Below are 23,733 nucleotides of genomic sequence, written 5' to 3' on the forward strand. Positions count from 1 at the left end.
TCATGCGCTTCCATGGTGCCCGAGACCATGCGGCTCGAGCCCGCGCGGCGTCAGTCGCAGGATACGGTCGGCCGTCGCGGCCGCCACCGCCGAGTGCGTGACGAGCAATGCGGCAGCGCGGCACTGTTGCGTCAACTCGCGCAGCAGGCGCAGGATCCGCATCGCGGTGTCGTGATCCAGGTTGCCGGTTGGTTCGTCCGCAAGCACGAGGCGTGGCCGGTGTACCAGCGCACGCGCAATCGCCACGCGCTGCAATTCGCCGCCGGAGAGCTCGCGCGGCATCGTATCGGCGCGTCCTTCGAGTCCGACCGATGCAAGCACGGCCGCCACCTGCGCCGACGCATCCGTTGCGCGCACGCCGTTCAGCAGTAACGGCAGCGCGATGTTCTGCGCCGCGCTCAGATTCGGCAGCACGTGAAACGCCTGGAACACGAAGCCCATCTTCTGCCGGCGCAGCAGCGTGGTGGCATCGTCGTCGAGCGACGCGAGATCCTGTCCGTCGAAAACGATCTGCCCGGTATCGGGGCGGTCGAGCCCGGCTGCCAGATTCAGCAGGGTCGACTTGCCCACGCCGGATTCACCCATGATCGCCACACACTCGCACGCGCTCAATTCGAGGTTGACGCCGCTCAGCACATTGCGCGGCTGGGTGCCCGGATAGCTTTTCGAAACGTTCGATAGCGTCAGCATGGTGTCCCAGGTCGGCGCCCGCGCGCGAGGCGCACTGGGCCGGTTCGGCGTTTGCGCGCTGCACAACGCGCGGTCGAACCGCATGGCATCCGCGCGCCAGAATGGACGTACGTCCACCTGTGAGTATAGAGGGATGGTTGCGCATACTGGTCGTTGGCGCGACTGGGCTCCCCGGAAAGGAAATCGTCGGCCCCGAATGCACGATGAGCGCGCGACAGTTCGTGAAGCTTCCCTCGTCTCACCAGGCCTTTACCCATCCAGCGCCGACATCCCGGACCATGCCCCCTGCACTTCGGCAATCAGTGCTGCCGAGCGTCCTTCGTAACGCGGCGAAAAGTGGAACGGCACGACCGCCCGGGCGCCGATCCGGCGCGCAATCAGTCCGGCCTGGCGGGCAGTCAGGTGGTTCTTGCGCAGACCGTGCGCCTTGTCCTCGTCAAGAAAGACACTCTCGATAAAAAGCAGGTCCACATCGTGCATCAACTGACACAGTGTCTCTACATTCGATTCCGTGTAGCGCAAGTCCGTTACGTAGCCAATGCGCTGGCAAGATGGAGGCGCAGGCATCGCCTCGATTTACACGTGTGCGGCAGCGGTCTTTGCGGAATTCCCACTGTATACCCATGTCCGGGGGCCTCAATTCCCGCTCGTAAAGACCGTCAGTACCCCGGTATAGCCGTAAAGGTGATTCCTTGCGATCTCGCCGCCGGCGAAGAATCCCACCAGAGGTACGTCGCCCAGCGCATCCCGCACCGTCTGCAACTCCGCATGCCGCGCTCCGAAGTGCGGGCCGCCCCGTCCCGAGCAACTGACATACAGGGCGCCCGACACGTGTCCCGCCGTGCCGCCCTCCAGCTCCCTGCGGATTTCCGTTGCAATGCGCACCAGATCGGCCCGCGCGGCTTCGGGGTTGCGCGTGCAAAAGGCCAGATGCATGCCGGGCTCGACCAGATCCGCAACCGCCAGGATCCGGTGCTGAGGATCCACGCCTACCAGGTGCCGCACGAGTGTATCCGCGCCGAACTTTCCGGGTCCCTTCGGCACGTCCTCGGCGCCGATGCTCAAGCCCGCCAGGGTGCCTGACAGCCCCTCCGACAACGCATCGGGTGGCAGATCCCGGTCGAGCCCGAGATCTTCGAGCACGCAATCGAGTGCGGGCTTGTCATCCAGCGTGACCACCAGATTGCGATCGGCCTGGGTAATGGTGCGCACCGGCCCGATGGGCTGGCAGCCCTGCGTCACGCGTGAGATCAGACTGACCTCGGGGCCGAAGAGCACGCCTGACAGCCCCCCGGTCAACACGCCGTCCGCGATGTGCAGCGGACGGTTTCGCGCCGAGGACAGGCCGCCGAAGAGATAACCGGTGGTCGTGCGTGCGCTCAGCTCGTGCAGCAACTCCTGCACGTCCGGCGTGCTGCCCTCGGCGTGAACCAGCGCCGTATGGGGCACGAACCCGGAGGATATCGCAGGCAGCGGCTGCAGGCCGGAGAATAGCCGGAACGAGTCCCGTGGCAGCGGCGCGACCATCAAAACCAGGGCCGGTTCGTCGATGTATTCGATGCCGCTCGCGGCCACACCGACACCGACCGTGCCGACCCACGCGACGCCCGGCAGAGCGCGGTGCAGTTCATCGAGGATTGCCTCGGACTCGGGTGCGTAATAGTCGCTCAGGTAGCACCAACCGAGGGTGAACAGCTCGGTTTCATCCTGGATGGCCGCACGCGCCGCAATTTTGGCTTGAATCTGCCTCTGGCACTCGGCCAGGGCCACCCGCCAATCGGAGTGGGCAGCGTGAGCGTGGACAAATGAAGCGTGAGACATGGCAGAACCCTGTCGAAGACAACAATCCATTGGACTCTCGGCTGGCACGACATGTTCAGCCCGCCGGTTCAATACCCGCGCTCGATGCCCTGCCGGATGCACAAAGTTCAAGGAGCGCGTTGCCGTCGGTTACCGGCGCAGCGCACGTGCGATCTCGGCAAACATATGCCGCAGGCCTGTCCTTGACCGGGTGGCACTCCCGCCCGATCGGCACGTCTTCGGCAAAGGCCAGCACGCGCGCGGGGAGGTATGCGCGGTGAACGCGGGTGACGAGTGCGTCAGCGGCCGATTTGTCGCCTGCAAAGATGATCTCGAGCGGGCCGCGTTGCGCGAAGTCTCTGGCGGCCAGCAGATGAGCGAAGCCGGCTGGCGCTCTGCCGGCCGCGGCCGCGTATCTCCGGAATTCGTGGTCGGCGCGGTCACGGTAGAAGTCGAGGCCGGTGACTTCATGCAGACGCAGGAAGGCAAACACGCTCGACGAGATGCCCGACGGCCACGCGCCGTCGTATGGTGCGCGGGGCCTGTGCACCAGTCGCTCGCCGTCGCGCGGTGTGAAATACAGCCCGTCGTCCCAGAACTTGTCGAGGATGAGCGTCGCAAGTTCGATCGCACGATCGAGGAAGCGCTTGTCGAAGCATGATTCGTAGAGGTCGAGCAGCGCGTTGCAGAGGAAGGCGTAGTCTTCGAGAAACCCCGGCACCTTGGCCATGCCGTCTTTCCAGACCCGGAACACGCCGCCGTCGGACAGTGTCAGCCTGTTCTCGATGAAAATCGCGGCACGCTTTGCCGCGCCGAGATACTCGGACCGGCCCGTCGCCTGGAAGGCGGCACAGAGCCCCTCGATCATCAGGCCGTTCCAGCCGGTGAGAATGTTGTCGTCCCGCGCCGGACGCACACGTTGGGCGCGCGCCGCCAGCATCCGTTCGCGCCAGCCCGCCAACTGCGCTTCCAGCGCGTCCTCCTCGACCGCGCGGTGGAGCACCGTGGCGCCGTGATCGAAGTTGCCGTGTTCTGTCACACCGTAGGCCCGGCACGCCAGTGTACCTTCGGATTCGCCAAGGACTGCCTTGATCTCGGCGGGCGTCCAGACATAGAACTTGCCTTCCTCGCCTTCGCTGTCCGCATCTTCGCCGGCATAAAAGCCGCCATCGGGGTGCGTCATGTCACGCAGAACATACGCGACGGTCTCCTCGACGATGTGGCGCCACGCCAGCTTGCCGGTCAGGCGGTAGGCATCCGAGTACAGCTTCACAAGCTGGCCATTGTCATAGAGCATTTTCTCGAAGTGCGGCACGGTCCAGTGCGGGTCGACGCTATAGCGGGCGAACCCTCCCCCAAGCTGGTCGTAGATTCCACCGGCCGCCATGTAATCGAGCGTGCGTTCCAGTGCGTCAAGGAGCGCAGGCTCGCCACTTCGTTCATAGACGCGCAGGATGAGGTCATAACAGCTCGGGTTCGGAAATTTGGGCGCGCCGCCCAGCCCGCCATGGACCGGGTCAGTGTCCGTTGCCAGGGCGCGGGCCGTCTGTGCCGGCAGCTCCTCGAATTCGGCGGCTTGCCCGCCCAGGTTTGCTTGATCGAGCTGTCGGAAGCCCTCCTGAATCTGCGCAACAATGTCGCGCAGCCCCTCTCGCCGATGCTGCCAGGCTTCACTCAGACTTATCAACACGCGTGCGAGCCCCGGGCGGCCAACGCGGTCGTTCGGCGGGAAATAGGTGCCACCGAAGAACGGGTCACCCTGCGGCGTGAGAAACACGGTGAGCGGCCAGCCGCCCCCTTGTCCCGTCATCTGGTTGAATTTCTGGTAGATGTCGTCGATATCGGGACGCTCCTGCCGATCGACCTTGATGTTGACATAGTGCTCGTTCATCAGGCTGGCAATACGCGGGTTCTCGAACGACTCGTGCGCCATGACGTGGCACCAGTGGCACGCGGCGTAGCCCACGGAGAGCAGGATCGGCTTGTCTTCGTCGCGGGCGCGGCGAAATGCCTCTTCGCTCCACGGATACCAGTCCACCGGATTATCCGCATGTTGGCGGAGGTAAGGCGAGGTTTCTGCAGCGAGCCGGTTTGTCATCGCGGTCTCCAGGCAGGCGCATGCGCCAGCCATCACGACCAATATCGCGCAGACTCGCGCGCCCTGCAAGGGCGTGGCTGGTCAGTTGCCGCTGGCATCTCCTGCGCGAGTCTGGTCGCGCAGCAGATGATCGGTGCCGGATTCGGACAGCCAGACTTCTCCCGAGCGCCCCATTATCTGGCGTACGTTCGCGTGTGGGCGCGGCAGCTTGAACACTTCGGACCGCTCGGCTCGCGGGTCGAAGCGCACTAACGCGTTTGCGTTCCCTTCACTGAGCCAGACGATGTCCGGGTCGTCGTCGAATACCGCGTACGCATGCGGATCATGGCCAGGCAGTCGCCATTCGTGACATTGATGCGTTGCGGTGTCGAACACGCCGACTTTGCTTCATTGCAACACCCATTGGCGGCGCTAAACAAGGTCATCGCGTCATCTTACAAGCATGTGACCTATCAACAATGTGTCATTTATCAATAATATTCATCTGGCACCGTTCCTGATCGCGGACTAGCATAGTCATTCTGGTGTTGGGAAACGCGGATTTCGCAAGACCAGAACGACAGGAATTGCGACCGACACCGGAGTGCCGCCGGCGCGACAGTGGCAATTCCTACCTTCCAGCAACGTTGATCCAGATCATCTGCGAGACAGCCATGCTGAGTCCCCATGAATTCGCCACGCTGATGTTGGTCAAGTCCGCACCTGATCAGATCGATCTCAGTCGCGAAGAGCTTGACACCCTGCTGGAACAGCAACTGGTTGCACTGGAACAGCTCGCGTCGGGACAGCAGCGTCCGCGGCTCACCCGCGACGGCGATGCCGTGCTGCAGGCCGTCGCACGGTATCGCTGAAGCGGATCCACCAAGCTTGACCACCTGCGTTCGCAGGTGACGTTGCTACCTATGCAGCGCATGGCCTGTTCGTCTGCGCGATCCCCCACGTGGTATTGCTCGACGGCCGTCGTGTCGCACGCGCGCGGCCTCTTACAGGAGCTTGATCATGAACACCCCTGAGCAGTTTGCTGCGACCCAGAAGGCCAACCTCGACATGCTCTTCGGCGTGTCCAATAGCATCGTCGAGAGCGTCGAGAAGCTCACCCAGCTGAACATGCAGGCGATGCGGTCCGCGATGGACGATACGCTCGATCAGGCCAAGAAATCCTTGTCGGTCAAAGAGCCGCACGACTGGCTCGAACTGCAGGCCGGCCTTGTCGCGCCCACGGCGGAAAAGATACAAGCCTACAGTCGTCAGCTGGTCGAAATCGTGACGGCGACCCAGGCCGAAATCGCGCGGTTGGGGCTGGCTCAGTGGGAAGCGTACGGTAACCAGGCCAGAACGCTGGTGGCGGATGTCGCGAAAGGCGCGCCCGCCGGCTCAGAGGCCGCCATGGCGGCGTTGAATTCGGCGATGACCGCCGCCAGCACGCTCTACGAAACGCTGCAGCGAACTGGCCAACAGGCGGTCGAGGTGACCCGGAGCGGTTTTGACATGGCCGCAGTCGCGGCCGCGAAATCGGTCAAGCGCGGCGTCGAGCCGGCGGCACAGGCCACGAAGCGTTAATTACTGGCATGGGGTGCCGAGCGCAATCGCTCACTCGTCAACGTCCAGAGACCTTGGATCTTTGACGGAGAGGCGGAGGTGATTCGTGTCACGCGACAGCACAGTCAGGCTGCTCTTACCGGGCTGACTGATCGGGCCGCTCGTCGCCGCGATAAAGGAGGCGACGTTGATGGACGACCGCTGCGTGAGCATGGCGATGGGATTGGCGGGGGTGGTGGTCGCGGTCGGCTACGTGGTCGGCCATTATCGACGGGAGCGTCGACGCGCACGATCTATCCGCACGGCACGGCAAGATGAATCGGCGTGGGAAACAGACAAGCGCTTACGATCAAGCCGTGCAGGAACTGCTGCATCTCCACGCCATCATCAGGCAACTCGAGCACGTGAATCACGATCACGGTACCGGAGGTCAATCCCGGTGACATCGCCAGACTACTGGCACGCTCCGATCCATGCGCTCCAGGCGGCGAACTTGCTGCGCGACCTCGCATCGCTGGGCCGCGCGCTGCTTGACCGGGTGAACGCCGTTTGTGCATCACTCAGATGCGCCTGCCACGATCCACACGCGGTTTAGATCGAAGCCAGCCGATTCTGCTCGCGCGGCATGCAGTCCGTGTCGTCCTGGAGCGGGCGGCCTGGTGCTGGCGTGCCGGTGGCCGGTTGAGCGGGGCGGCCATCGGGTATGGATCATTCCCGCCATATTGACCATTACGGGTGAGAACATGACGAAACGTGTTGCGGTGGTAACGGGCGGCATGGGCGGGCTGGGAGAAGCCATCAGCACGAAGCTGCACGACGCGGGTTATGAGGTCGTCGTTACCCACTCGCCGGCCAACGCCGGCGTGACCGACTGGCTGATCGGCATGGACACGCAAGGGCGCAGCTTCCGCGCCTATGCCGTGGATGTGGCCGACTACGACTCGTGCCTGCAATGTGCAACGAAGATTCAGCATGATGTTGGCCCGATCGACATTCTGGTGAACAACGCCGGCATCACACGCGACATGACGCTGCGCAAACTCGACAAGGTCAACTGGGATGCGGTGATTCGCACCAATCTGGATTCTGTGTTCAACATGACCAAGCCATTGTGCGACGGCATGGTTGAACGAGGATGGGGCCGCATTATCAACATCTCGTCAGTCAATGGCTCGAAGGGTTCCATCGGGCAGACCAACTATGCGGCGGCCAAGGCGGGTATGCATGGCTTCACGAAGGCGCTTGCGCTCGAAGTCGCGCGCAAGGGGGTGACGGTCAACACGATCTCGCCCGGCTATCTCGCTACGAAGATGGTGACGGCGATCCCTCAGGATATTCTCGACACAAAAATCCTGCCGCAGATTCCCGTGGGGCGTCTTGGCCGGCCCGACGAGGTTGCGGCGCTGGTCGTGTACCTGTGTTCGGAAGACGCAGGGTTTGTGACTGGCTCGAACATCGCCATCAACGGTGGCCAGCACATGCACTGATGCGCGCGCAGTGGATGTGCCCTGGCAGTCCTGTCCACAAAACCGACTGTTCCTCACGCCGCCATCGTCTCGGCCTGTTGCCGACCTGCCTGCCGATTTCGTCGGAGCCTGGCGCAGACCGGGCCGTCGCACCGGACAGGCGGTCTCAAGTGCATCGGCCGTTTGCGTGGAGATCGGTTTGATCGCATATCAGGCCAACATCGACAATTGTGTCGTATACTCCCGCCCAGTATCGACATATACTTCCACCCAGTATCCTGAATTTCACGACACCATGCCGCATTCCCCCGAAGAGAAGAAGCGCGTCCTGACACGCGTGCGTAAAGTTCGCGGGCAATTGAACGCGCTCGAGCGTGCGCTCGAAGAGGGAGCGGAGTGCGGCCCGGTGCTTCAGCAATTGGCAGCAATCCGCGGCGCGATCAATGGGGTCATGGCTGGCGTACTCGAAAGCCATTTGCGCGAGGAGTTCACCCAGCTCGCGGATGCTGCACCGCCCTCTTCTGGATCGATTGATGACATCGTGACTCTCGTTCGATCCTACTTGCGCTGACTGACGAGGGATCGCCAACTCGCCGGGTCGCTCGACGACATTTTTAACAGGACTGCCATGAAATCACGTGCTGCTGTTGCCTTTGCGCCAGGTCAACCGCTGGAGATCGTCGAACTCGACGTCGAACCGCCTCGCAAGGGCGAAGTGCTGGTCAAGATCACCCATACCGGCGTATGTCATACGGATGCTTTCACGCTGTCTGGTGACGATCCGGAGGGACTGTTTCCTGTCGTGCTGGGCCACGAAGGCGCCGGCATCGTGATGGAAGTGGGCGAAGGCGTGACGAGCGTGAAACCCGGCGACCACGTCATCCCGCTGTACACCGCCGAATGCGGAGAGTGTCTGTTCTGCAAGAGCGGCAAGACCAATCTTTGCGTGTCTGTGCGGGCAACCCAGGGCAAGGGCGTGATGCCCGATGGAACAACGCGTTTCAGCTACAACGGCCAGCCCATCTATCACTACATGGGCTGCTCGACGTTCAGTGAATACACCGTCGTCGCCGAAGTCTCGCTGGCGAAGATCAATCCGCAGGCGAACCCGGAGCAGGTTTGCCTGCTGGGCTGCGGAGTCACCACCGGCCTCGGTGCGGTGAAGAACACCGCCAAGGTGCAGGCGGGGGACACCGTGGCCGTATTCGGACTGGGCGGCATTGGTCTGGCCGTGATTCAGGGCGCCAAACTCGCCAAGGCCGGGCGCATCATCGCTGTCGATACCAATTCCGGCAAGTTTGACCTCGCGCGGGCCTTCGGCGCCACCGATTGCGTGAACCCCAATGACTTTGAAAAACCCATCCAGCAGGTGATCGTCGAGATGACCGGCTGGGGCGTCGACCATAGCTTCGAGTGCATCGGCAACGTCAACGTGATGCGCGCCGCGCTGGAATGCGCGCACCGCGGCTGGGGGCAATCCGTCATCATCGGCGTCGCCGGCGCCGGCCAGGAAATCGCTACCCGCCCATTCCAGCTTGTCACCGGCCGCCGTTGGCTCGGCACCGCCTTCGGAGGCGTGAAAGGCCGCTCCGAATTGCCGGGGATGGTCGAGGACGCGATGGCCGGCAAGATCGAGCTTGCGCCTTTCGTGACCCACACGAAACCGCTCACTGACATCAACGAAGCGTTTGACCTGATGCACGAAGGCAAATCCATCCGGACCGTCGTTCATTTCTGAAACTGACGAAAGGAGACAGACCATGACCGTAGCCATTCATCCGTCGGTTGATCGCGGCATCCAGAAAGGCGCCGAGAATTTCCCTGGTGGCACGCTGCGTTGTCAGTGTGCAGACGAACCGGTCGAGATCCGGGTCGATTCGCAAGTCGCGTTCAACCACGCGTGCGGATGCACCAAATGCTGGAAACCTGCGGGCGCACTGTTTTCAGTCGTCGGCGTAGTGCCCCGCGACAAGGTGTCGGTGACAGCGCATGGAGAAAAGCTGAAGGTCGTGGACGAAAGCGCGCTGATCCAGCGACATGCGTGCACCGTCTGCGGCACGCACCTGTTCGGCCGCATCGAGAACAACGCGCATGCCTTTTATGGGCTCGACTTCATTCACACCGAGTTGTCGAAAGATGCCGGCTGGGACGGCCCCACCTTCGCGGCGTTCGTCTCGTCCATCATCGAGAGCGGAACGCCGCCGTCCGCCATGGCCGAAGTACGCCAGACGCTGCGCGACAAGGGCCTGGAACCCTATGATTGCCTCAGTCCGGCCCTGATGGACATTCTGGCGATCCATGCGGCCAAGGCCAAAGGTACGTACCGTGAGGCCTGATTCGTAGCGAATGCGCTGAGCCGCACGCGTCGGACATGGCGTGGAAAGGTGCCGGAAGCACGCCTTGTTCATCGCTGGCTACGAACGGACTCGAGATTCTTGAGGCGTGACGGGCCAGACAGATACGCCAGAATGTCTGGCCACACACCCCATCCATCGGGAATTCACGCGCCGCCGTGACAAAAAATCGGCTAGCTCCGCTTTCGCGCGTCAGGTCGAGCCACACACGCGGCGCGTCGGCTCATCCGTTCAATCTGTCATGTCGACGACTTCCATGGCCACGACGGATAAAAGGGCCCGCGGCTTTCGACGCTCTCCCGTTCATTCATCGCGGACGTTTCGCCACATGTGAGTTGTGGGAGGAAACACGGCTGTCGAGTCTCGATCTTACGTACGCACTATCCAATACTTTCGGCGCGGGCATCACCTTACGAAGTATCCCTAAGCGCAAGAACGACAGCAGCGATATAGGATCGATCTCAATGTTTTGTTTGTTGAGATGGTGTGATGCGTCCCCGCTATGCAACCGAGAAAGACGTGCCCGAAGTTGAGGACCTGCTGCGTACCTGCCAATTGCCCGTCGAGGGCGTCCGCGAACACATCGATCGCTATTTGGTATCCAGGGACAGTGGCGGCATCATTGGATGCGCGGGCCTCGAGCAATATGGCAAGGTCGCGTTACTTCGAGGCATCGCCGTTGCGCGACGCGCACGACTGGCGGGGCTCGACGAGTTAATCCTTTCTTTCCTCGTCGCCGACGCGCGTCAGAGCGGGATCGAGTCACTGGTCGTACACCCCGCTGGTGCCGCGCCCTACTTCGAGCAGATCGGATTTACGGCAGCCGAGACAGCGGTGTTGCCTGCCGATCTGCAGCGTTCACTGGAGCGTAGGTCGCCTTGTGTCGCGCTCGACATCATGCAGGTTGCGTTGTAGGCGTTCGCGCTCGAAGATTACCTTGCGACGTCGAAGTTCCACGGCAATGCCATGAAAAGGCTCATTCTTGTCCCTCTGATTTCGTTGGCCGCAACGGGGGCCGGAATTTGGACGCCGTCGGCGTTCGCGCGCACGCTCGATGAGCAATTCACTTGCAAATCAAATGCACACGCGTTCATTGGCAACCTCATCAATGATCAGTCGATTGACCCCGCCCCGATTCGCGTCGAGCCGAACTCGGTCAATGCGTTTCGTCCCAAGCATGCGACGGATCTCACTGTTTACGGGCTGCGAGTTCGCGCAGTGTTTGGATACCAACCGGGCGACCCGATCTTCAGACCCGGGAATGGAAAGACTTCCTCGGGCCCAGTCTACGGAGCCGTGGTATTCGGTTCGACCGAGTCTGTCGAAACTCTCTCGCGAAAAGCTGGCGGTCGTGCAGAAATTCAACAGGTCATACCATTGATGCTCTCGGCTATTGTCTGTGAGGCCTAACGCGCGAACAGCTTGCGCTCGGGCCGCAGGCCGGCCTCCGATTTCCAGACGAGCATCCGGATTGGCTCCGCGCCGTGCGTATTGAGGGGAAGTCATGAGCTGCCCCTGCCGTGGAACTTTGAGGCACCGGTTATGCCAGCCGCTCGCCGCTCCCGGCGCTCGAATAACCCGTAGTTCAGACGCTGTTGTCCAACGCACCTACTGCAACGTCAACGCGCGCCAGCGCAGCCAGCGCAGCCAGCGCAGCCAGCGCAGCCAGCATTTGTATCGCGGCATCACTCAATGGTGCAAACAATATCCATCCCGCATTGGTTAAGGCCGGCGACGCCCCCAGTCGATTAACCTCCCACGGGCCATCCGATAGCGGCTCGCGACACGGCCGTTCCGGAGATTGAGTGAAGCACGTTGCTCTCGATATCCTCCACACCGTCCGAGGGAAACGGCGGCGGTTATGGAATCGGATTGCGGTACGCGGCGCACATGCTGCCCGAACCCTGAACGGCTGCTTCGGCGACACCCGGTAGTGACTGCCTGCGTGCCGGGTGGCTGCGCCGAATCCGCTACCGCAGACCAGCCGCGTAAAAACATCGCCATCCTGATCACCTGGCCTGGCCGAAATCAGCCGTTGCGCCGCCTGTTGCCAAACCAGGAACACAATGTTCGCGCATCGCGTGATGTTGCCTTACTACAATTCGCTTGTGAGACGCGCCGATGGAGCGGCAACGTCCGGACCGGCACCATCGGCTTTTCCGCGTCAACGCGATCGGTCGACCGATCGCACGTGCCATCCGGGCAGCGCATCCACACTTTGATCCGCGCGCCATCGCGCAAACGGAACCTCGACCAACCGATTTCACTGTGGGACGACATTGGGCCGGCGCGTTCTTTCACTCGACGCGCATCGCATCGCGGACGTCGGCATCGCCGGACATCGTCCCCGTTCAGATATTCCGATCGTCGCGTCTCGCGCGGCGCTTTCGCCGACCCACCGAGCCGTCCCGGACACGCGTTCACCACTGGAGTAGACCATGAACGATCTTTACATCGTCGCCGTCCTGTATGCGAAGCCAGGACAGGAAGAGCAGTTGCGCAAGGATCTGACTGCATTGGCCGCGCCGTCCCAGAACGAAGAGGGCAACCTGCGATATGAGATGCATGTCGACAACCAGGATCCGCGCCGGTTCGTGTTTGTCGAGCACTGGGCGAATGCTGCGTTGCGCGAAAAGCATCACACGCAAGGCGAGCACATTCAGCGTTTTCACGCGGAGGGCGCGCACAACATCGAGCGTGCGGAAGTCTTCGAGCTTTCCCGTCTCGCGTGATTCGCGCCGCTGAACGACGCGGCCGCGCCGCATCGTAACCGGTCCGGCCAATCCGGCCCACCGCCTGCGCCCCCCGCCAAGTCGCGCGACGCAGCGGGGGCGCGCGTGTTTTGCCTTCACGCCTTTCGCGCCGCACCGGCGCCACGCCCTAATGGAAAACGCAAAGGCTGAATCCCGTGCAAACCGGCATTCAGCCTTTGCGAGTACAACCTTTTCGATCCTCCCGCGCCACGCGGCCCAATCCGTCTTCTGGCCGGGCCATCGAAACGTTCCGCTGCGCAACTGTGGTTCGACCGTCCGGCAAGCGGGCGATCGAACCACAGGCGCCGATAGCGACGGGCGTGGCTTCCCGCTTACTGTTTCGCTAGCGCAAACGCGTAGAGCTTGTGATTGTCGCCGGCATAAGGCAGCCCGAGGACCTTGGTGTGATAGCCGGTCCCCCAGTACACCGAGCCGTCGACGATCGCCGCGCCGGACACGACCGCGCCGCCGCTCTCGAAGCTCCACTTGATTTCGCCGGTCGCCGCATCGAGCGCATACATGTTCGCGCCGCTGCCCGCGAGCGAACCGGCATAGACGACGCCGTTGGCCGCGGACATCGCGACGGTGTCCATCATCTGCTGCGGATCGGCGGTGCGCCACAATACCTTGCCCGTCGCCGCATCGACCGCTGCCCAGATCCCGCCCGTGGTCGTCGTCGTGCCCTTCGGCGAATTGACGGTGATCGACTCGTGCTTGAGGTTCCCGATCGACACGTAGATGCGCTTGCCGTCGGCGGCCGTGCCCCACAGCATGCCGCCCAGCAGGCTGCCGGGGCCGACCTGCGTATGCCAGACGACCTTGCCCGTCTTCGGCTCGAGCGCCCAGTAGACGCCGCTCTTCTGGCCCGCGCCGAGCAGGGTCCGCTTGTGTCCGCCGATCGTCGTCGTGAACAGGTTGGGACCCGAGCCGAAGTCATAATCCGGACCATCTTCGTGGTCGAAGTTCGTCGATACGTCGGCCGACAGCGTGCGCGTCGCCCAGGCGATCTTCCCGGTCTTCAGGTTCAGCGCGACGAAGCTGTCGATATGATTACCGGGCGCATCCCGCTTGCAATCCTTTTGCGTCGGATACCGGCAAACGCCGGTCGGGACGGTAAAGTTGTTGCCCGTGGTCACGTACAGCAGGCCGTTCTGGCGATCGACAACCGGCGTGTTGCCCCAGACCGAGCCGCCCGTATAGCCCTCGGGCACCATGTACGTCTTCCACAGCAGCTTGCCGGTCGTCGCATCGAGCGCAACCACGCTGCCGCGATACTTCGGCACGTCCTTGAGCGCCTCGGCCCGCGACGACACCCCGACGTAGACGACGCCATCGTCGATGACAGGCGAACTGGTGACGATGGCAGTCGGCTCCGTCTCGACCTGCGTGTGCCACAGCGGCGAGCCGTCCGACGCCTTGATGCCGAGCACGTACGCGCCGGTCGGATTCACGGCGACCTGCGTGCCCTGGCCGATCACCAGCGTGCCGTTCCAGTAGGCAGGGCTCGTGCGCGATGCGTCGTTCGGAATCCCGGTATAGTCGCTGACCTTCTTGCGCCACTTCACTTGCCCGCTCGCGGCATCGACGGCCCACAACGTGCCGCCGAAATCGGGAACGTAGACGACGCCGTCGACTACTGTCGGCGTGGCCGACACGTTGCCGTCGGTGTCGAGCGTCCAGCGCGGCGTCAGCTTCGAGACGCTGTCCACGCCGATCGTGCGCTCGCCCGCCGCGGTGCGGGTGTTATGGGCGTTCTGCCCGGCCATCGGCCAATCCGCTGCGCTTTGCGCCGCCGCATGAGTGGCCGCGAGGCTGCCCAATAGCGCAACGGCCGCGACGACGGCGAGATGCCGCGGCCGCGACGACGGCAGACAGGCGCTTTTCCTGCTGAACTCGTTTTGCATTTTTCCCTCTCCATGCGACGGTTGATTGCGCGACCGGCACCACGCCAGTCCTCCGAAGAAAAAAAGCCCGCCCGGCCGATCGTGTGATGGACGGCGGATGCCCGGCGTCCGCCTTCACGACGTCCGTCGTGATTTCGATGCAGAGACGAATTCCGGTAAAAGCATAGGGAGCACGATGTCCAATTACAAGGATGACAAAACGATGCGCCGTGGCTCCGCGCTGCGCAGAGCCGCGCACGCCGATATCGGCAAGCGCGTCACGTTGCCGCCGCAACGGTGGCCGCTGCACGCATGCGCGACGGCGCCGTTTCCTTCAGCAACAGCGTGATCACCAGCCCGACGGCGAGCGCCCCGATGCCGAGCTGCATGATGTACTGAATGCCGAAGTGCTTCGCGACATAACCCGCGACCGACGGCGCGACGCCACCGCCGAACACCTCGCCGACGCCGATCACGAGCCCCGACGCCGTCGTCATCAGGCTAGCAGGCACAGCCTCGGCACTGATCGGGCCGACGGTCAGCGTAATCATCGCGAACACGAAGAAGAGGGTGGCAAGGAGACCGGCGAACAGCCGGGTCGGATCGGCCCCGGTGATCGAGAACAGCCAGAGCGAAAGCAACGCCCCCAGCACGCACACGATCATCACCGGCTTGCGTCCGATCCGGTCCGACAACGTGGGCATCACGAGGCCCCCGAGGGTTCCGCCGACGCCGGTGGCCGACAGCACGAAGCCCATCTGCTGCAGCGACAGATGCAGGTAATCGGTCAGATAATTCGGCAGCAGCGCGCTCAGCACGATCAGGCAGGTCAGCCAGCACAGCATGCCGGCGAAGCACAACGGCACGTTGCGATAGCGCAGCGCCTCATACCAGCGGTGGGTGGCCGCATCGTGCGTCTGCATATGCACGGCGGCGGCGGCCGCACTTGTATCGCGCATCACCTTCCACGTGAGGAAGCAGACGACGAGGCCCGGCACCGCGACCATCGCGAAGATCCAGTGCCACGGCACGAAACGCAGCAATTGCGTGACGAGGATCGGCGCGATGCCGAGCCCCATCAGCGGCAGCGCCGCCTGCTGGATGCCGACGTTGCGCCCGTGCCGATGCGGCGCTGACGCGTCGAGCGTCGCCGTGATGCTCGACGGCGTGTATGCGCCTTCGGCGAACCCCATCAGCGCGCGAATCAGCATCAGGCTGCCGACGCCCCACGCGAGCCCGCTCGCGCACGCCAGGATCGAGAACGCCAGCATCGCCGGAATGACGACCTTGCGATGCCCGAAGCGGTCGGACAGGTTGCCCGTGAACCATGCCGATATGCCCCATGCGACGGAAAGCGCGGCGGTGATGTGCCCGAGGTCCTGATAGTCGAGCTTCAGGTCGTGCATCATCACCGGGAAAAGCGGCATGATCATGAACCGGTCGACGCCGACCAGCCCGAAGCCGATGGCCAGCAGCGTGACGATCTTCCATTCGTACGACGTGTCCCAGGACGACGCGCCAGAAGCCTTCATGATGTCTGTCTCCAAATATTGAATGTCGTTCTCCGTCAAGCGGAGACGATCAGAAAACCGTATGAATGCCGACGCGGGCGATCGCCTGATTCGCGCCGGACGAAGCGCCGTCCGGGTCGAGCACGCCGTTGATCTGCGCGTGCGCGCCGCTGCTTGCGCGTTGCCACACGCCGCTGGCGTACACCATCGTCCGCTTCGACAGCGAGTATTGAACCGTCGTGGTGACTTGATGCGCGTGGTTGTTGTCGAGGGTCGCGTTGCCCTTCATGTACAGGTAGTCGGCGCCGATGCGGATCGGACCGCTCAGTTGCCACACGCCGCCGAGCTCGCTCATCCATGCCGCGCCGCCGTTGGCGGCGTTGCGCACCGCGGTAAACAGCGCGCTCACGTTCACCTGACCCAACTGGTAGTGCGCGCCCGCGCCCCAGTTGCGCACGCTCGTCGCGGGCGATCCCGGCTGCGCGCCATACTTCTCGTTGGTGTATGCGGCGGCGGCGCCAAACGTGCCGGCGTCATACGCGAGGCTCAGGCTCACCGTGTTGTTCGCGCCGATCGACCCCGGGACGCCGCCGAATGCATAGAGCGCACCGGCCTTGAAGCCGCCGACGACGGGGCTCAGGTACTTGACGGAATTGGCGACGCGCTGGCTGCCCGCCGTCCGGTCCCAGTCGAATGCGCCGGTCGGATTGCCGGGCAGCGCGAGCTTCTGGAACGGTCCGTTACGCATGTTGTAAAGCCCGCCGACATCCCGCGCCGCGTCGGCGCCGCTGACGAACAGCGTGTCGGCCATGAACTCGTACTGATTGCCGAGCGTCAGCGTGCCGAACCGGTCGTTCTGCAGGCCGACAAACGCCGTACGCCCGAAAATCGCGTTGCTGTTGCCGACGGTCGCGCCGTTACCGAACGCGAACTGATTCACGAGCTGGAAGATGACGTGCGTTCCACCGCCGATGTCCTCGTTGCCGCGCAGGCCGAACATGCTTGGCGTATAGATGCCGTCGTCGAATTTCGCATTGCCATGCCCGCCTTCGTTGCTGACATAGCTCACGCCCGCGTCGAGCAGACCGAACAGCGTGACACTGCTTTGCGCGTGGGCGCCGGGCACGCATAGCGATGCCACGGCGGCAACCGCACAACCACACCAGGTTTTCATGGATATCCTGACCAGGTAACGAATGAAATTGACGAAAATCGTCTGTTGCAAACGACGCATCGTCGGCCGATCGCTCGCAGCCGACGCAAACGCCACTGCGCCGGCTGCGATGCTTAGCGCCCTTCCGTGTTCTCGAAGAAGTAAGCGGGCACGTCCGGGCCCCACAGGTACAACGAGTCCTCCGGCGGATGGTCTCCCCTGCTCGGCCATTCGGTGCCGGCGTCGACATAGTCGATGTCGGCCGAATACTCCCAGTACGATCCCCATGGATCGCGGACGTACTGGAAATAATTCGATCCGAGCACGTGGCGCCCGACGCCCCAGCCCTGCGTGTAGCCGGCCTGCTGCATCTGCATCTTGCCGAGACCGACGTCGTCGACGGTCGGCACATCCCATGCGCTGTGATGCCACCCTTTCGCATCGCCTTGCGCAAACGCGATCAGATGGTGATCGCTGCCGTGGCGTCCATGGAGGAACGCGACGATCCCCGTGCAGCCATCGGACAGACGCAAGCCGAGCGCGCGCTCGTAGAACCCGATCGCGCGCGCGATGTCCGGGGTAAACATCAGCACGTGCGACAGGCGCGTCGGCCGCACCTGCGGCGCGTCCTTGCGGAAGCGCGAGCCGCGCAACCGGCGCGGGCCTGCTTCCCGGCACTCGAGCGGCTTGCAGGCGGGTGTTGTCTTCTCGCCGGCTTTGAGCTGAAGCAGATTGCCATCGGGATCCTCGAACCAGAACCCACCCTCCGCCGCGCCCGCCGCGGGCGATGCAGCTCGCCCGCCTGCGTTCAGCACCTGCTCGCACAGCGGAAGGAAGTCGTCGGCAAAGCAGTTGAGCGACAGATACGCGAGCCGCTTGCGCTCGCCCTGCCGGATTCGCGCCCAGACCTGACGGCTCGACGGCGTGCGCAGCAGGATCTGCCCGTCCCGCTCGTCGAGCTCGAAGCCGAACGCGGACAGGAAATGCCGCGCATCGGCGAGGTTCGGCACGTCGAGCGCGAAATGGTCGATGCTATGCACGCCAAATGCCGCCCGATTGGTTGTCAACGCGGTCATGACCGGCCTCCGTCACGCGTCGGCCGCCGCCGCTGCTGCGCCCGCCAGGCCCGGCGCGTGCGGCGCCCGGCCGAGAATCTGCGAGAAGACCCGCCGCAGCTCGGCTGCCGGATCGGCGACCGACGCGACGGCGCGCCATGCGACGAAGCGGTCCGGACGCACCAGCACGCAGCCATGATCCTCGATCTCCCGCTGCTTTACCCAGTCGCCATACGCATCGAAGGTGCGGGTGCCATGCGCGATCGACACCGCGTTCACGGTGATGCCGAATTCGTCGCCGACCGCCTTCGCCGCGTCGATCCATGCCTGTCCGCCGGGCCCGGTGAGCACCGTGAACGCGCCGTGCCCGACCAGATCCAGTGTCGAGACGAGTTGCCGGTCACGCTGAATCCACGCGTGCGGGATGCACGCGCCCGGCGTGGTCGTCGCGTGGTAGTACAGTTCCGGATCGCGCGTTGGCGCCGGGAACGTCGCGCCGTCGCGCACGATGGCCGATGACGTATAGCGTTGGCCCAGCTCGACGCCATGACAGTTGAACTGGTAATTCTGCAGTTCGACGGCCTCGGCTAGTTGCTTGCGGCGCGCCCGGCCGGTAGTGCTGTCGGAAACCAGTTCCTCCACCGACGCCCAGCCGTCCTCTGCGCTCTGTCCTTCCGAGAATCCGAGCGCTTTCGCGATCGGCAACATCTCCCCGACCGACTTGATGGCGCGGCTCACCACGCCTTCGGCGACCGGTTGCCGCTCGTCCGAGTAGGTCTGCAGCAGCGCGGGCGACGCCTGGCCCTTGACGACCATCGCGAGCTTCCACGCGAGGTTGAAGCCGTCCTGCACCGACGTGTTCGAGCCGAGCCCGTTGGCGGGCGGATGGCGGTGCGCGGCGTCGCCCGCAATCGCGACGCGCCCCTTCACCATCGTGCGCGCGTACATGCGGTTGATCGTCCACTTCGACACGGCCTTCACGCGGATCGGGATGTCCGGGTCGCCGATGGTCGCGCGGGCGCGCGCGATCACGGCTTCCTCGCTCAGGTCCGGCTCGCCGTCCTTCGGGTCGTACATGAAGAGCAGCACCCATTCGTTCCACGGCCGCACGCAAATCCACGTGCCCGAGCCGACCCAGTATTCGCTGCCCGGCTGGCACATCCAGTACAGCACGCCCGGCCGGTGCGCGGTGTACTTCTCCAGATCGACCTCGAGCCAGCAGTTCGCCGCGCAGCCGAGGCCCATCTCGCCTTCGAGCTCGAAGCCGAGCTGCTTGACCACCACGCTCTGCGCGCCGTCCGCGCCGACCGCGTAGTCGGAAACGATTTCAAACTGCTCGCCGGTGAGACGGTCGACGACCTGCGCATACACGGCGTCTTCCGTCTGCCGGATCGACACGAGCTCGGTGTTGAACAGCACATTTGCGCCAAATTCGCGCGCGGCCGTGAGGATCACGGGCTCCAGCAGATGCTGCGGCGCATTGCACATCTGAGACGGACTCGCGGCCTCATAGTCGGACTTGCGCTTCACGCCCGTGCCCCACGTCTGAAGGCGGGCAAACTCCGTGCCGGCGAAGCTCGTCGCCCACACGTTGTTGCTCATCAGCTCATTCGAGGTGGCCACCGCGCGCACGCGATCCTCGATGCCGAGGTCACGAAACACCTCGACGGTGCGCTGGTTCGTGATGTGCGCGCGCGGCGAATGCGCGGTGCCCGGATAGCGCGTGATCGCCAGCACGTCCACGCCGTACTTCGCCAGCAACGCGGCCGTCGTCAATCCCGCGGGGCCTGCGCCCACCACGAGTACGGGTACGCGAATCTGTCTCATTTGTCTCTCCTGTGTCCTCTGCATGCCTGATGTCGTATCGTCTCGCGCGCTCAGCGCTGCGGCGCTTCGTCCCGCACGACGTTGGCGAGCACGCCGAGACCCTCGATCTCGACCTCGCACACGTCGCCGTCGCGCATGATCAGCCTGGGCTCCCGCGCCCAGCCGATGCCGGCCGGCGTGCCGCTCACGATCACGTCGCCCGCTTCGAGCGTGATGGCTTCGCTGATGATCGAGATCAGGGTGGCCACGTCGAACAGCATGTCGCTGGTGCTGGCCGACTGCACCACCTTGCCGTTCAGGCGCGTCTCCAGCTTCAGGCCCTTGCCGCCGGCCGGCACTTCATCGGCCGTCACGAGCGCCGGCCCGAACGCGCCCGTGCCGTCGAAGTTCTTGCCGACCGTCCACTGCGGCGCCTTGAACTGATATTCACGCACCGAACCGTCGTTGAAGATCGAGTAGCCGGCCACGCAATCGAGTGCATCTTCCTGCGTGATATGGCGGCCGCCCTGCTTCAGCACCACGGCCATTTCCCCTTCGAAATCGAGCGAATCGGACACCAGCGGACGGATCATTGCCGCGCCGTGTGCAATCAGGCTGGTGTTGAAGCGCGGAAACAAGGTCGGGTAGGACGGCTGGTCGTACGGGCTTTCCTTCGTGTGATCCGCATAGTTGAGGCCGACGCAGATGATCTTCCCCGGCTTCGTCAGCGGCGGCAGCAACGTCACCGCATCGGCCTGGTATTCGGTGCCGGATGCGCGTCGGGCATTCGCGTACGCCACCAGGTCCTCGCCGTCGGCGAGCAGTTGCTCGAGCGTCGCGTCGCCGAGCGACACGATCGTGGACCCCTGCAGCACGCCCAGCAGGCGTGCCTTTCCGTCGGGCGAAAAATTGACGTAACGCATGACTTCTCCAGTTTCAGGTGAGGGGGCGACAGCGAGTGCGTCGCCGACGGATACAAAAGTACAAAATATATATATTTTGGTCTTTTATCGTTAACCCTCAATTCTGCATATGTCTGCGTTTGCGCATATAATGAGCGCCACATGCAGGAGAACTTCGTGGACATCACGCAAGAGAACGCCGACACCGGCGCGCCGCGTACCATGGCTTCCGTGCTGGCGGACGCCATCCTTCAGGACATCGTCACGGGCGCGCTGCCCCCCGGATCGAAACTCAAGATCCGCGAGCTGGCTGACCGCTATCAGGCGGGCGCCATTCCGTTGCGCGAGGCCGTTTCGCGGCTCGCGATGAGCGGGTTCGTCGAGGCCGAAGACCAGCGCGGGTTTCGCGTCACGCAAATCTCCCGGGAAGATCTCGAAGACGTGACGTCGGTACGCCAGTGCATCGAGTCCGAGGCGCTGCGCGACGCGATCGACAGCGGCAACCTCGAATGGGAAGGCGCGGTGCTCGCGGCGTTTCACCAGGTGAACTCGCTGCCGACGGTGATCGACACCCCGCCGCGCATGAACCCGGCCTGGGAACGTGCGCACGACAACTTCCACACGACGCTGCTCGCCGGTTGCCGATCGAAATGGCTCAAGCATTTCGCGGCGACGCTGCGCGCGCAGACGGCGCGCTACCGCCATATGTCGCTGCGCAGCGAGCTGGCCGAGGCGCGCGACGTCGGCAAGGAACACGAAGACATCGTCAAGGCCGTGCTCGCGCGCGACGCGGACCGCGCATGTGCGTTGCTGCGCGCGCACTTCGCCACGACGACCCGCCTGGTGCTCGAACGCGCGGGCGAGGCGGAAGCCGGCAAGCGCGCGTCGGGCGCCGCCGCCAACGCACGAAAACGCCGCGCCGCGGCCTGATCCGCAAACGCCCGGCCGCCCGCGCGGCGCGGCGCGAATCCCGCGCTGTCGCGGCACGGTCCGGCAGCGTCCGTCTTCCCGCGGGTGTTCGTCCGCCACGCACCCTCCCACGTTTGCTGTCACGCAGCATTTTCGTCCGCGAAGTGCGGCCGATGTCCCACCCGTGCATCGGTAACTGACTGCGTGCCGCGCATCATCGACAGGCAGACCGCGCGTCACGCGCAGTCCCGATCCACGTGATCCGGCGAAATCGCACGACTCTTGCCGCGCACGACATCACGCACGCATCTCGCCCGTCACGCATCTGCGGCAATCGCATTTCCCAATTGATTGGTTATACAAACAAATTCGGGCGTTCTGGCCATTCATATTGTTGCCTGCCCGCCGTTCGCCGAGCGAGAACACAATGTTCGATTCGCGCCGGCTACGCAACATCTCGCGGATCGCATAAGCTGTTCGAATCAGGTCGTTGCTCCCCCGGAACCCAACAGGTCCGGCAGCCGGCCAACGCAAACCGCAGCGACTATCCCGACACTGCGGATGCGTCGTGCGTGTGCCCCTCGGGATTCCGTTCCACTTCCTGAACTGCTCTGGAGAGAATCATGGCAAGCGAACCCATTCGCGACCCCGCGAACGATCACCTGCTTACGCCGCAAAACTCGGCGTTCATCATCATCGACTACCAGCCGGTCCAGGTGAATTCCATCGCATCGATGGATCGTCAACTGCTGATCAACAACATCGTCGGTACGTCGAAGGCGGCCATCGCGTACAAGCTGCCGATCATTCATTCGACGGTCAACGTGAAGACCGGCCTGAACAAGCCGCCCATTCCGCAACTGCGCGCCGTGCTCGGCGACTATCCGACCTATGACCGCACCTCGATCAATTCGTGGGAAGACGTCGAATTCCGCAAGGCGGTCGAGGCAACCGGCCGCAAGAAGCTGATCATGACGGCGCTGTGGACGGAAGCGTGCCTGACGTTCCCGGCCCTCGACGCGCTCGCAGCCGGTTACGAAGTCTACGTTCCCGTCGACGCGGTCGGCGGCACGTCGGTGGCCGCCCACGAAGCCGCGCTGCGTCGCATCGAGCAGGCCGGCGGCAAGATGATCAGCGTCGCGCAGATGTTCTGCGAACTGCAGCGTGACTGGGCGCGCAGCGAGACGGTCCCGGCGTTCATTAACCTGTTCATCGAAACCGGCGGCACGGCGGGCATCCAGTTCTCGTACGACAAGAGCTGACGCGTTTCCCGCGCGGCCGGCTTCTCCTCCCGGCCGCGCGCGTCGCGCATCTCCGGCGTGCGTTCGCGCCCCGTCCGGCACCGCACCGCGCCGGATCTCCATTCGAGAACGCGTCTCCCTGCCACCACACACCATGAACGACTATCTGCTGTTCGCAGGACGCATGTTCATCGCATTGATGTACGTGCTGAGCGGCATCAACAAGCTCCTGTTTTTCAAGCACGGCCTCGAAGAAGTCCAGGCAAAGAACCTGCCGCTGCCGAAGCTTGCGCTGGCGAGCACGATCGCCGTCCAGCTCGCGTGCGGCGGCGCCATCATGGCCGGTTTTCATACGACCATCGCGTCGCTGCTGCTGGCCGCCTTCACGTTGGCGACGGCCGTCGTGTTTTACGACTTCTGGAATCAGCAGGGCAATCAGCGCACGTTGCTGCTCACCGGCTTTCTCGAACACATCAGCATCATCGGCGGATTCACGATCCTGATCGCGGCAGGCCCGGGTCAGTTCGTCATGCATCCGTGACCGCCCCGGGGCGGTCGCCGCCGACCCGCGAC

Annotated in this window: 21 protein-coding genes and 2 pseudogenes; 12 read left to right on the forward strand and 11 right to left on the reverse strand. The window is 63.7% G+C overall.

Going from position 1 to position 23,733, the window contains the following annotated elements; genetic code table 11:
* The 5 genes and pseudogenes from ACV22Z_RS21920 to ACV22Z_RS21940 all read right to left on the reverse strand — a co-directional run.
* A complete protein-coding gene (locus ACV22Z_RS21920; protein ID WP_448078373.1) occupies positions 1-690 on the reverse strand; it encodes an ABC transporter ATP-binding protein in 690 nt (229 codons plus the stop codon).
* Between the two features lie 249 nt (positions 691-939).
* A pseudogene (locus tag ACV22Z_RS21925) lies at positions 940-1,236 on the reverse strand (MBL fold metallo-hydrolase); the annotation flags it as partial.
* 90 nt (positions 1,237-1,326) lie between these two features.
* The gene (locus ACV22Z_RS21930) at positions 1,327-2,511 is read right to left on the reverse strand and encodes an FIST signal transduction protein (RefSeq protein WP_448078374.1); all 1,185 of its coding nucleotides are present in this window, start codon (positions 2,509-2,511) and stop codon (positions 1,327-1,329) included.
* A gap of 55 nt (positions 2,512-2,566) precedes the next feature.
* On the reverse strand, positions 2,567-4,588 hold the full coding sequence (locus tag ACV22Z_RS21935) for a thioredoxin domain-containing protein (protein ID WP_448078375.1): 2,022 nt from the start codon (positions 4,586-4,588) through the stop codon (positions 2,567-2,569).
* A gap of 81 nt (positions 4,589-4,669) precedes the next feature.
* Positions 4,670-4,972: pseudogene (locus ACV22Z_RS21940) on the reverse strand (lyase); the annotation flags it as partial.
* 269 nt (positions 4,973-5,241) lie between these two features.
* On the opposite strand from ACV22Z_RS21940, the gene ACV22Z_RS21945 reads away from it, so the two are divergent.
* The 9 genes from ACV22Z_RS21945 (at position 5,242) to ACV22Z_RS21985 (ending at position 12,679) form a co-directional block, all read left to right on the forward strand.
* The gene (locus ACV22Z_RS21945) at positions 5,242-5,439 is read left to right on the forward strand and encodes a hypothetical protein (RefSeq protein WP_448078376.1); all 198 of its coding nucleotides are present in this window, start codon (positions 5,242-5,244) and stop codon (positions 5,437-5,439) included.
* Positions 5,440-5,587: 148 nt separating this feature from the next.
* Positions 5,588-6,148: a TIGR01841 family phasin gene (gene phaP, locus ACV22Z_RS21950; RefSeq protein ID WP_448078377.1), complete on the forward strand. Its 561-nt coding sequence runs from the start codon at positions 5,588-5,590 to the stop codon at positions 6,146-6,148.
* 722 nt (positions 6,149-6,870) lie between these two features.
* Positions 6,871-7,614: an acetoacetyl-CoA reductase gene (gene phbB / locus ACV22Z_RS21955; protein ID WP_448078378.1), complete on the forward strand. Its 744-nt coding sequence runs from the start codon at positions 6,871-6,873 to the stop codon at positions 7,612-7,614.
* A gap of 274 nt (positions 7,615-7,888) precedes the next feature.
* Positions 7,889-8,164 carry a formaldehyde-responsive transcriptional repressor FrmR gene (frmR, locus tag ACV22Z_RS21960; protein WP_448078495.1) on the forward strand — a complete coding sequence of 92 codons (276 nt, stop codon included), beginning with the start codon at positions 7,889-7,891 and terminating at the stop codon, positions 8,162-8,164.
* Positions 8,165-8,221: 57 nt separating this feature from the next.
* Positions 8,222-9,331, forward strand: coding sequence for an S-(hydroxymethyl)glutathione dehydrogenase/class III alcohol dehydrogenase (locus ACV22Z_RS21965; protein WP_448078379.1), 1,110 nt, complete (start codon positions 8,222-8,224; stop codon positions 9,329-9,331).
* 22 nt (positions 9,332-9,353) lie between these two features.
* Positions 9,354-9,929 carry an S-(hydroxymethyl)glutathione synthase gene (gene gfa, locus ACV22Z_RS21970; RefSeq protein ID WP_448078380.1) on the forward strand — a complete coding sequence of 192 codons (576 nt, stop codon included), beginning with the start codon at positions 9,354-9,356 and terminating at the stop codon, positions 9,927-9,929.
* Positions 9,930-10,436: 507 nt separating this feature from the next.
* Positions 10,437-10,862 (forward strand): GNAT family N-acetyltransferase, encoded by a 426-nt coding sequence (locus ACV22Z_RS21975; RefSeq protein ID WP_448078381.1) that lies wholly within the window; start codon positions 10,437-10,439, stop codon positions 10,860-10,862.
* Between the two features lie 51 nt (positions 10,863-10,913).
* The gene (locus ACV22Z_RS21980; RefSeq protein ID WP_448078382.1) at positions 10,914-11,357 is read left to right on the forward strand and encodes a hypothetical protein; all 444 of its coding nucleotides are present in this window, start codon (positions 10,914-10,916) and stop codon (positions 11,355-11,357) included.
* A gap of 1,028 nt (positions 11,358-12,385) precedes the next feature.
* A complete protein-coding gene (locus ACV22Z_RS21985; RefSeq protein WP_448078383.1) occupies positions 12,386-12,679 on the forward strand; it encodes a putative quinol monooxygenase in 294 nt (97 codons plus the stop codon).
* 353 nt (positions 12,680-13,032) lie between these two features.
* Here ACV22Z_RS21985 and ACV22Z_RS21990 read toward each other — a convergent pair whose 3' ends face one another.
* The 6 genes from ACV22Z_RS21990 to ACV22Z_RS22015 all read right to left on the reverse strand — a co-directional run bounded on the left by ACV22Z_RS21990 (position 13,033) and on the right by ACV22Z_RS22015 (position 21,031).
* Positions 13,033-14,604, reverse strand: a complete 1,572-nt coding sequence (locus ACV22Z_RS21990; protein ID WP_448078384.1) for an outer membrane protein assembly factor BamB family protein — start codon at positions 14,602-14,604, stop codon at positions 13,033-13,035.
* A 257-nt stretch (positions 14,605-14,861) separates the two neighbouring features.
* Entirely contained in the window at positions 14,862-16,115 is a 1,254-nt protein-coding gene (locus ACV22Z_RS21995; RefSeq protein WP_448078385.1) for an MFS transporter, read from the reverse strand.
* A 49-nt stretch (positions 16,116-16,164) separates the two neighbouring features.
* Positions 16,165-17,268: a porin gene (locus ACV22Z_RS22000; protein ID WP_448078386.1), complete on the reverse strand. Its 1,104-nt coding sequence runs from the start codon at positions 17,266-17,268 to the stop codon at positions 16,165-16,167.
* A 113-nt stretch (positions 17,269-17,381) separates the two neighbouring features.
* Positions 17,382-18,323 (reverse strand): VOC family protein, encoded by a 942-nt coding sequence (locus ACV22Z_RS22005; protein WP_448078387.1) that lies wholly within the window; start codon positions 18,321-18,323, stop codon positions 17,382-17,384.
* A gap of 12 nt (positions 18,324-18,335) precedes the next feature.
* Positions 18,336-20,129 (reverse strand): FAD-dependent oxidoreductase, encoded by a 1,794-nt coding sequence (locus ACV22Z_RS22010; protein ID WP_448078388.1) that lies wholly within the window; start codon positions 20,127-20,129, stop codon positions 18,336-18,338.
* Positions 20,130-20,179: 50 nt separating this feature from the next.
* Positions 20,180-21,031 carry a fumarylacetoacetate hydrolase family protein gene (locus ACV22Z_RS22015; RefSeq protein ID WP_448078389.1) on the reverse strand — a complete coding sequence of 284 codons (852 nt, stop codon included), beginning with the start codon at positions 21,029-21,031 and terminating at the stop codon, positions 20,180-20,182.
* A 156-nt stretch (positions 21,032-21,187) separates the two neighbouring features.
* Between ACV22Z_RS22015 and ACV22Z_RS22020 the strand changes: the two genes are divergently transcribed.
* The 3 genes from ACV22Z_RS22020 to ACV22Z_RS22030 all read left to right on the forward strand — a co-directional run bounded on the left by ACV22Z_RS22020 (position 21,188) and on the right by ACV22Z_RS22030 (position 23,701).
* A complete protein-coding gene (locus ACV22Z_RS22020; RefSeq protein ID WP_448078390.1) occupies positions 21,188-21,940 on the forward strand; it encodes a GntR family transcriptional regulator in 753 nt (250 codons plus the stop codon).
* Between the two features lie 602 nt (positions 21,941-22,542).
* Positions 22,543-23,181: a hydrolase gene (locus ACV22Z_RS22025; RefSeq protein ID WP_448078391.1), complete on the forward strand. Its 639-nt coding sequence runs from the start codon at positions 22,543-22,545 to the stop codon at positions 23,179-23,181.
* 133 nt (positions 23,182-23,314) lie between these two features.
* Positions 23,315-23,701 (forward strand): DoxX family protein, encoded by a 387-nt coding sequence (locus ACV22Z_RS22030; protein WP_448078392.1) that lies wholly within the window; start codon positions 23,315-23,317, stop codon positions 23,699-23,701.
* Positions 23,702-23,733 lie beyond the last annotated feature (32 nt).

The organism is Burkholderia sp. PU8-34, assembly GCF_053427725.1.

What these genes read in the sequence shown, in the direction of transcription:
- ACV22Z_RS21920 (WP_448078373.1), bottom strand. Translation starts at nt 690, where the DNA reads ATGCTGACGCTATCGAACGTTTCGAAAAGCTATCCGGGCACCCAGCCG.
- ACV22Z_RS21930 (WP_448078374.1), bottom strand. Translation starts at nt 2,511, where the DNA reads ATGTCTCACGCTTCATTTGTCCACGCTCACGCTGCCCACTCCGATTGG.
- ACV22Z_RS21935 (WP_448078375.1), bottom strand. Translation starts at nt 4,588, where the DNA reads ATGACAAACCGGCTCGCTGCAGAAACCTCGCCTTACCTCCGCCAACAT.
- ACV22Z_RS21945 (WP_448078376.1), top strand. Translation starts at nt 5,242, where the DNA reads ATGCTGAGTCCCCATGAATTCGCCACGCTGATGTTGGTCAAGTCCGCA.
- phaP (WP_448078377.1), top strand. Translation starts at nt 5,588, where the DNA reads ATGAACACCCCTGAGCAGTTTGCTGCGACCCAGAAGGCCAACCTCGAC.
- phbB (WP_448078378.1), top strand. Translation starts at nt 6,871, where the DNA reads ATGACGAAACGTGTTGCGGTGGTAACGGGCGGCATGGGCGGGCTGGGA.
- frmR (WP_448078495.1), top strand. Translation starts at nt 7,889, where the DNA reads ATGCCGCATTCCCCCGAAGAGAAGAAGCGCGTCCTGACACGCGTGCGT.
- ACV22Z_RS21965 (WP_448078379.1), top strand. Translation starts at nt 8,222, where the DNA reads ATGAAATCACGTGCTGCTGTTGCCTTTGCGCCAGGTCAACCGCTGGAG.
- gfa (WP_448078380.1), top strand. Translation starts at nt 9,354, where the DNA reads ATGACCGTAGCCATTCATCCGTCGGTTGATCGCGGCATCCAGAAAGGC.
- ACV22Z_RS21975 (WP_448078381.1), top strand. Translation starts at nt 10,437, where the DNA reads ATGCGTCCCCGCTATGCAACCGAGAAAGACGTGCCCGAAGTTGAGGAC.
- ACV22Z_RS21980 (WP_448078382.1), top strand. Translation starts at nt 10,914, where the DNA reads ATGAAAAGGCTCATTCTTGTCCCTCTGATTTCGTTGGCCGCAACGGGG.
- ACV22Z_RS21985 (WP_448078383.1), top strand. Translation starts at nt 12,386, where the DNA reads ATGAACGATCTTTACATCGTCGCCGTCCTGTATGCGAAGCCAGGACAG.
- ACV22Z_RS21990 (WP_448078384.1), bottom strand. Translation starts at nt 14,604, where the DNA reads ATGCAAAACGAGTTCAGCAGGAAAAGCGCCTGTCTGCCGTCGTCGCGG.
- ACV22Z_RS21995 (WP_448078385.1), bottom strand. Translation starts at nt 16,115, where the DNA reads ATGAAGGCTTCTGGCGCGTCGTCCTGGGACACGTCGTACGAATGGAAG.
- ACV22Z_RS22000 (WP_448078386.1), bottom strand. Translation starts at nt 17,268, where the DNA reads ATGAAAACCTGGTGTGGTTGTGCGGTTGCCGCCGTGGCATCGCTATGC.
- ACV22Z_RS22005 (WP_448078387.1), bottom strand. Translation starts at nt 18,323, where the DNA reads ATGACCGCGTTGACAACCAATCGGGCGGCATTTGGCGTGCATAGCATC.
- ACV22Z_RS22010 (WP_448078388.1), bottom strand. Translation starts at nt 20,129, where the DNA reads ATGAGACAGATTCGCGTACCCGTACTCGTGGTGGGCGCAGGCCCCGCG.
- ACV22Z_RS22015 (WP_448078389.1), bottom strand. Translation starts at nt 21,031, where the DNA reads ATGCGTTACGTCAATTTTTCGCCCGACGGAAAGGCACGCCTGCTGGGC.
- ACV22Z_RS22025 (WP_448078391.1), top strand. Translation starts at nt 22,543, where the DNA reads ATGGCAAGCGAACCCATTCGCGACCCCGCGAACGATCACCTGCTTACG.
- ACV22Z_RS22030 (WP_448078392.1), top strand. Translation starts at nt 23,315, where the DNA reads ATGAACGACTATCTGCTGTTCGCAGGACGCATGTTCATCGCATTGATG.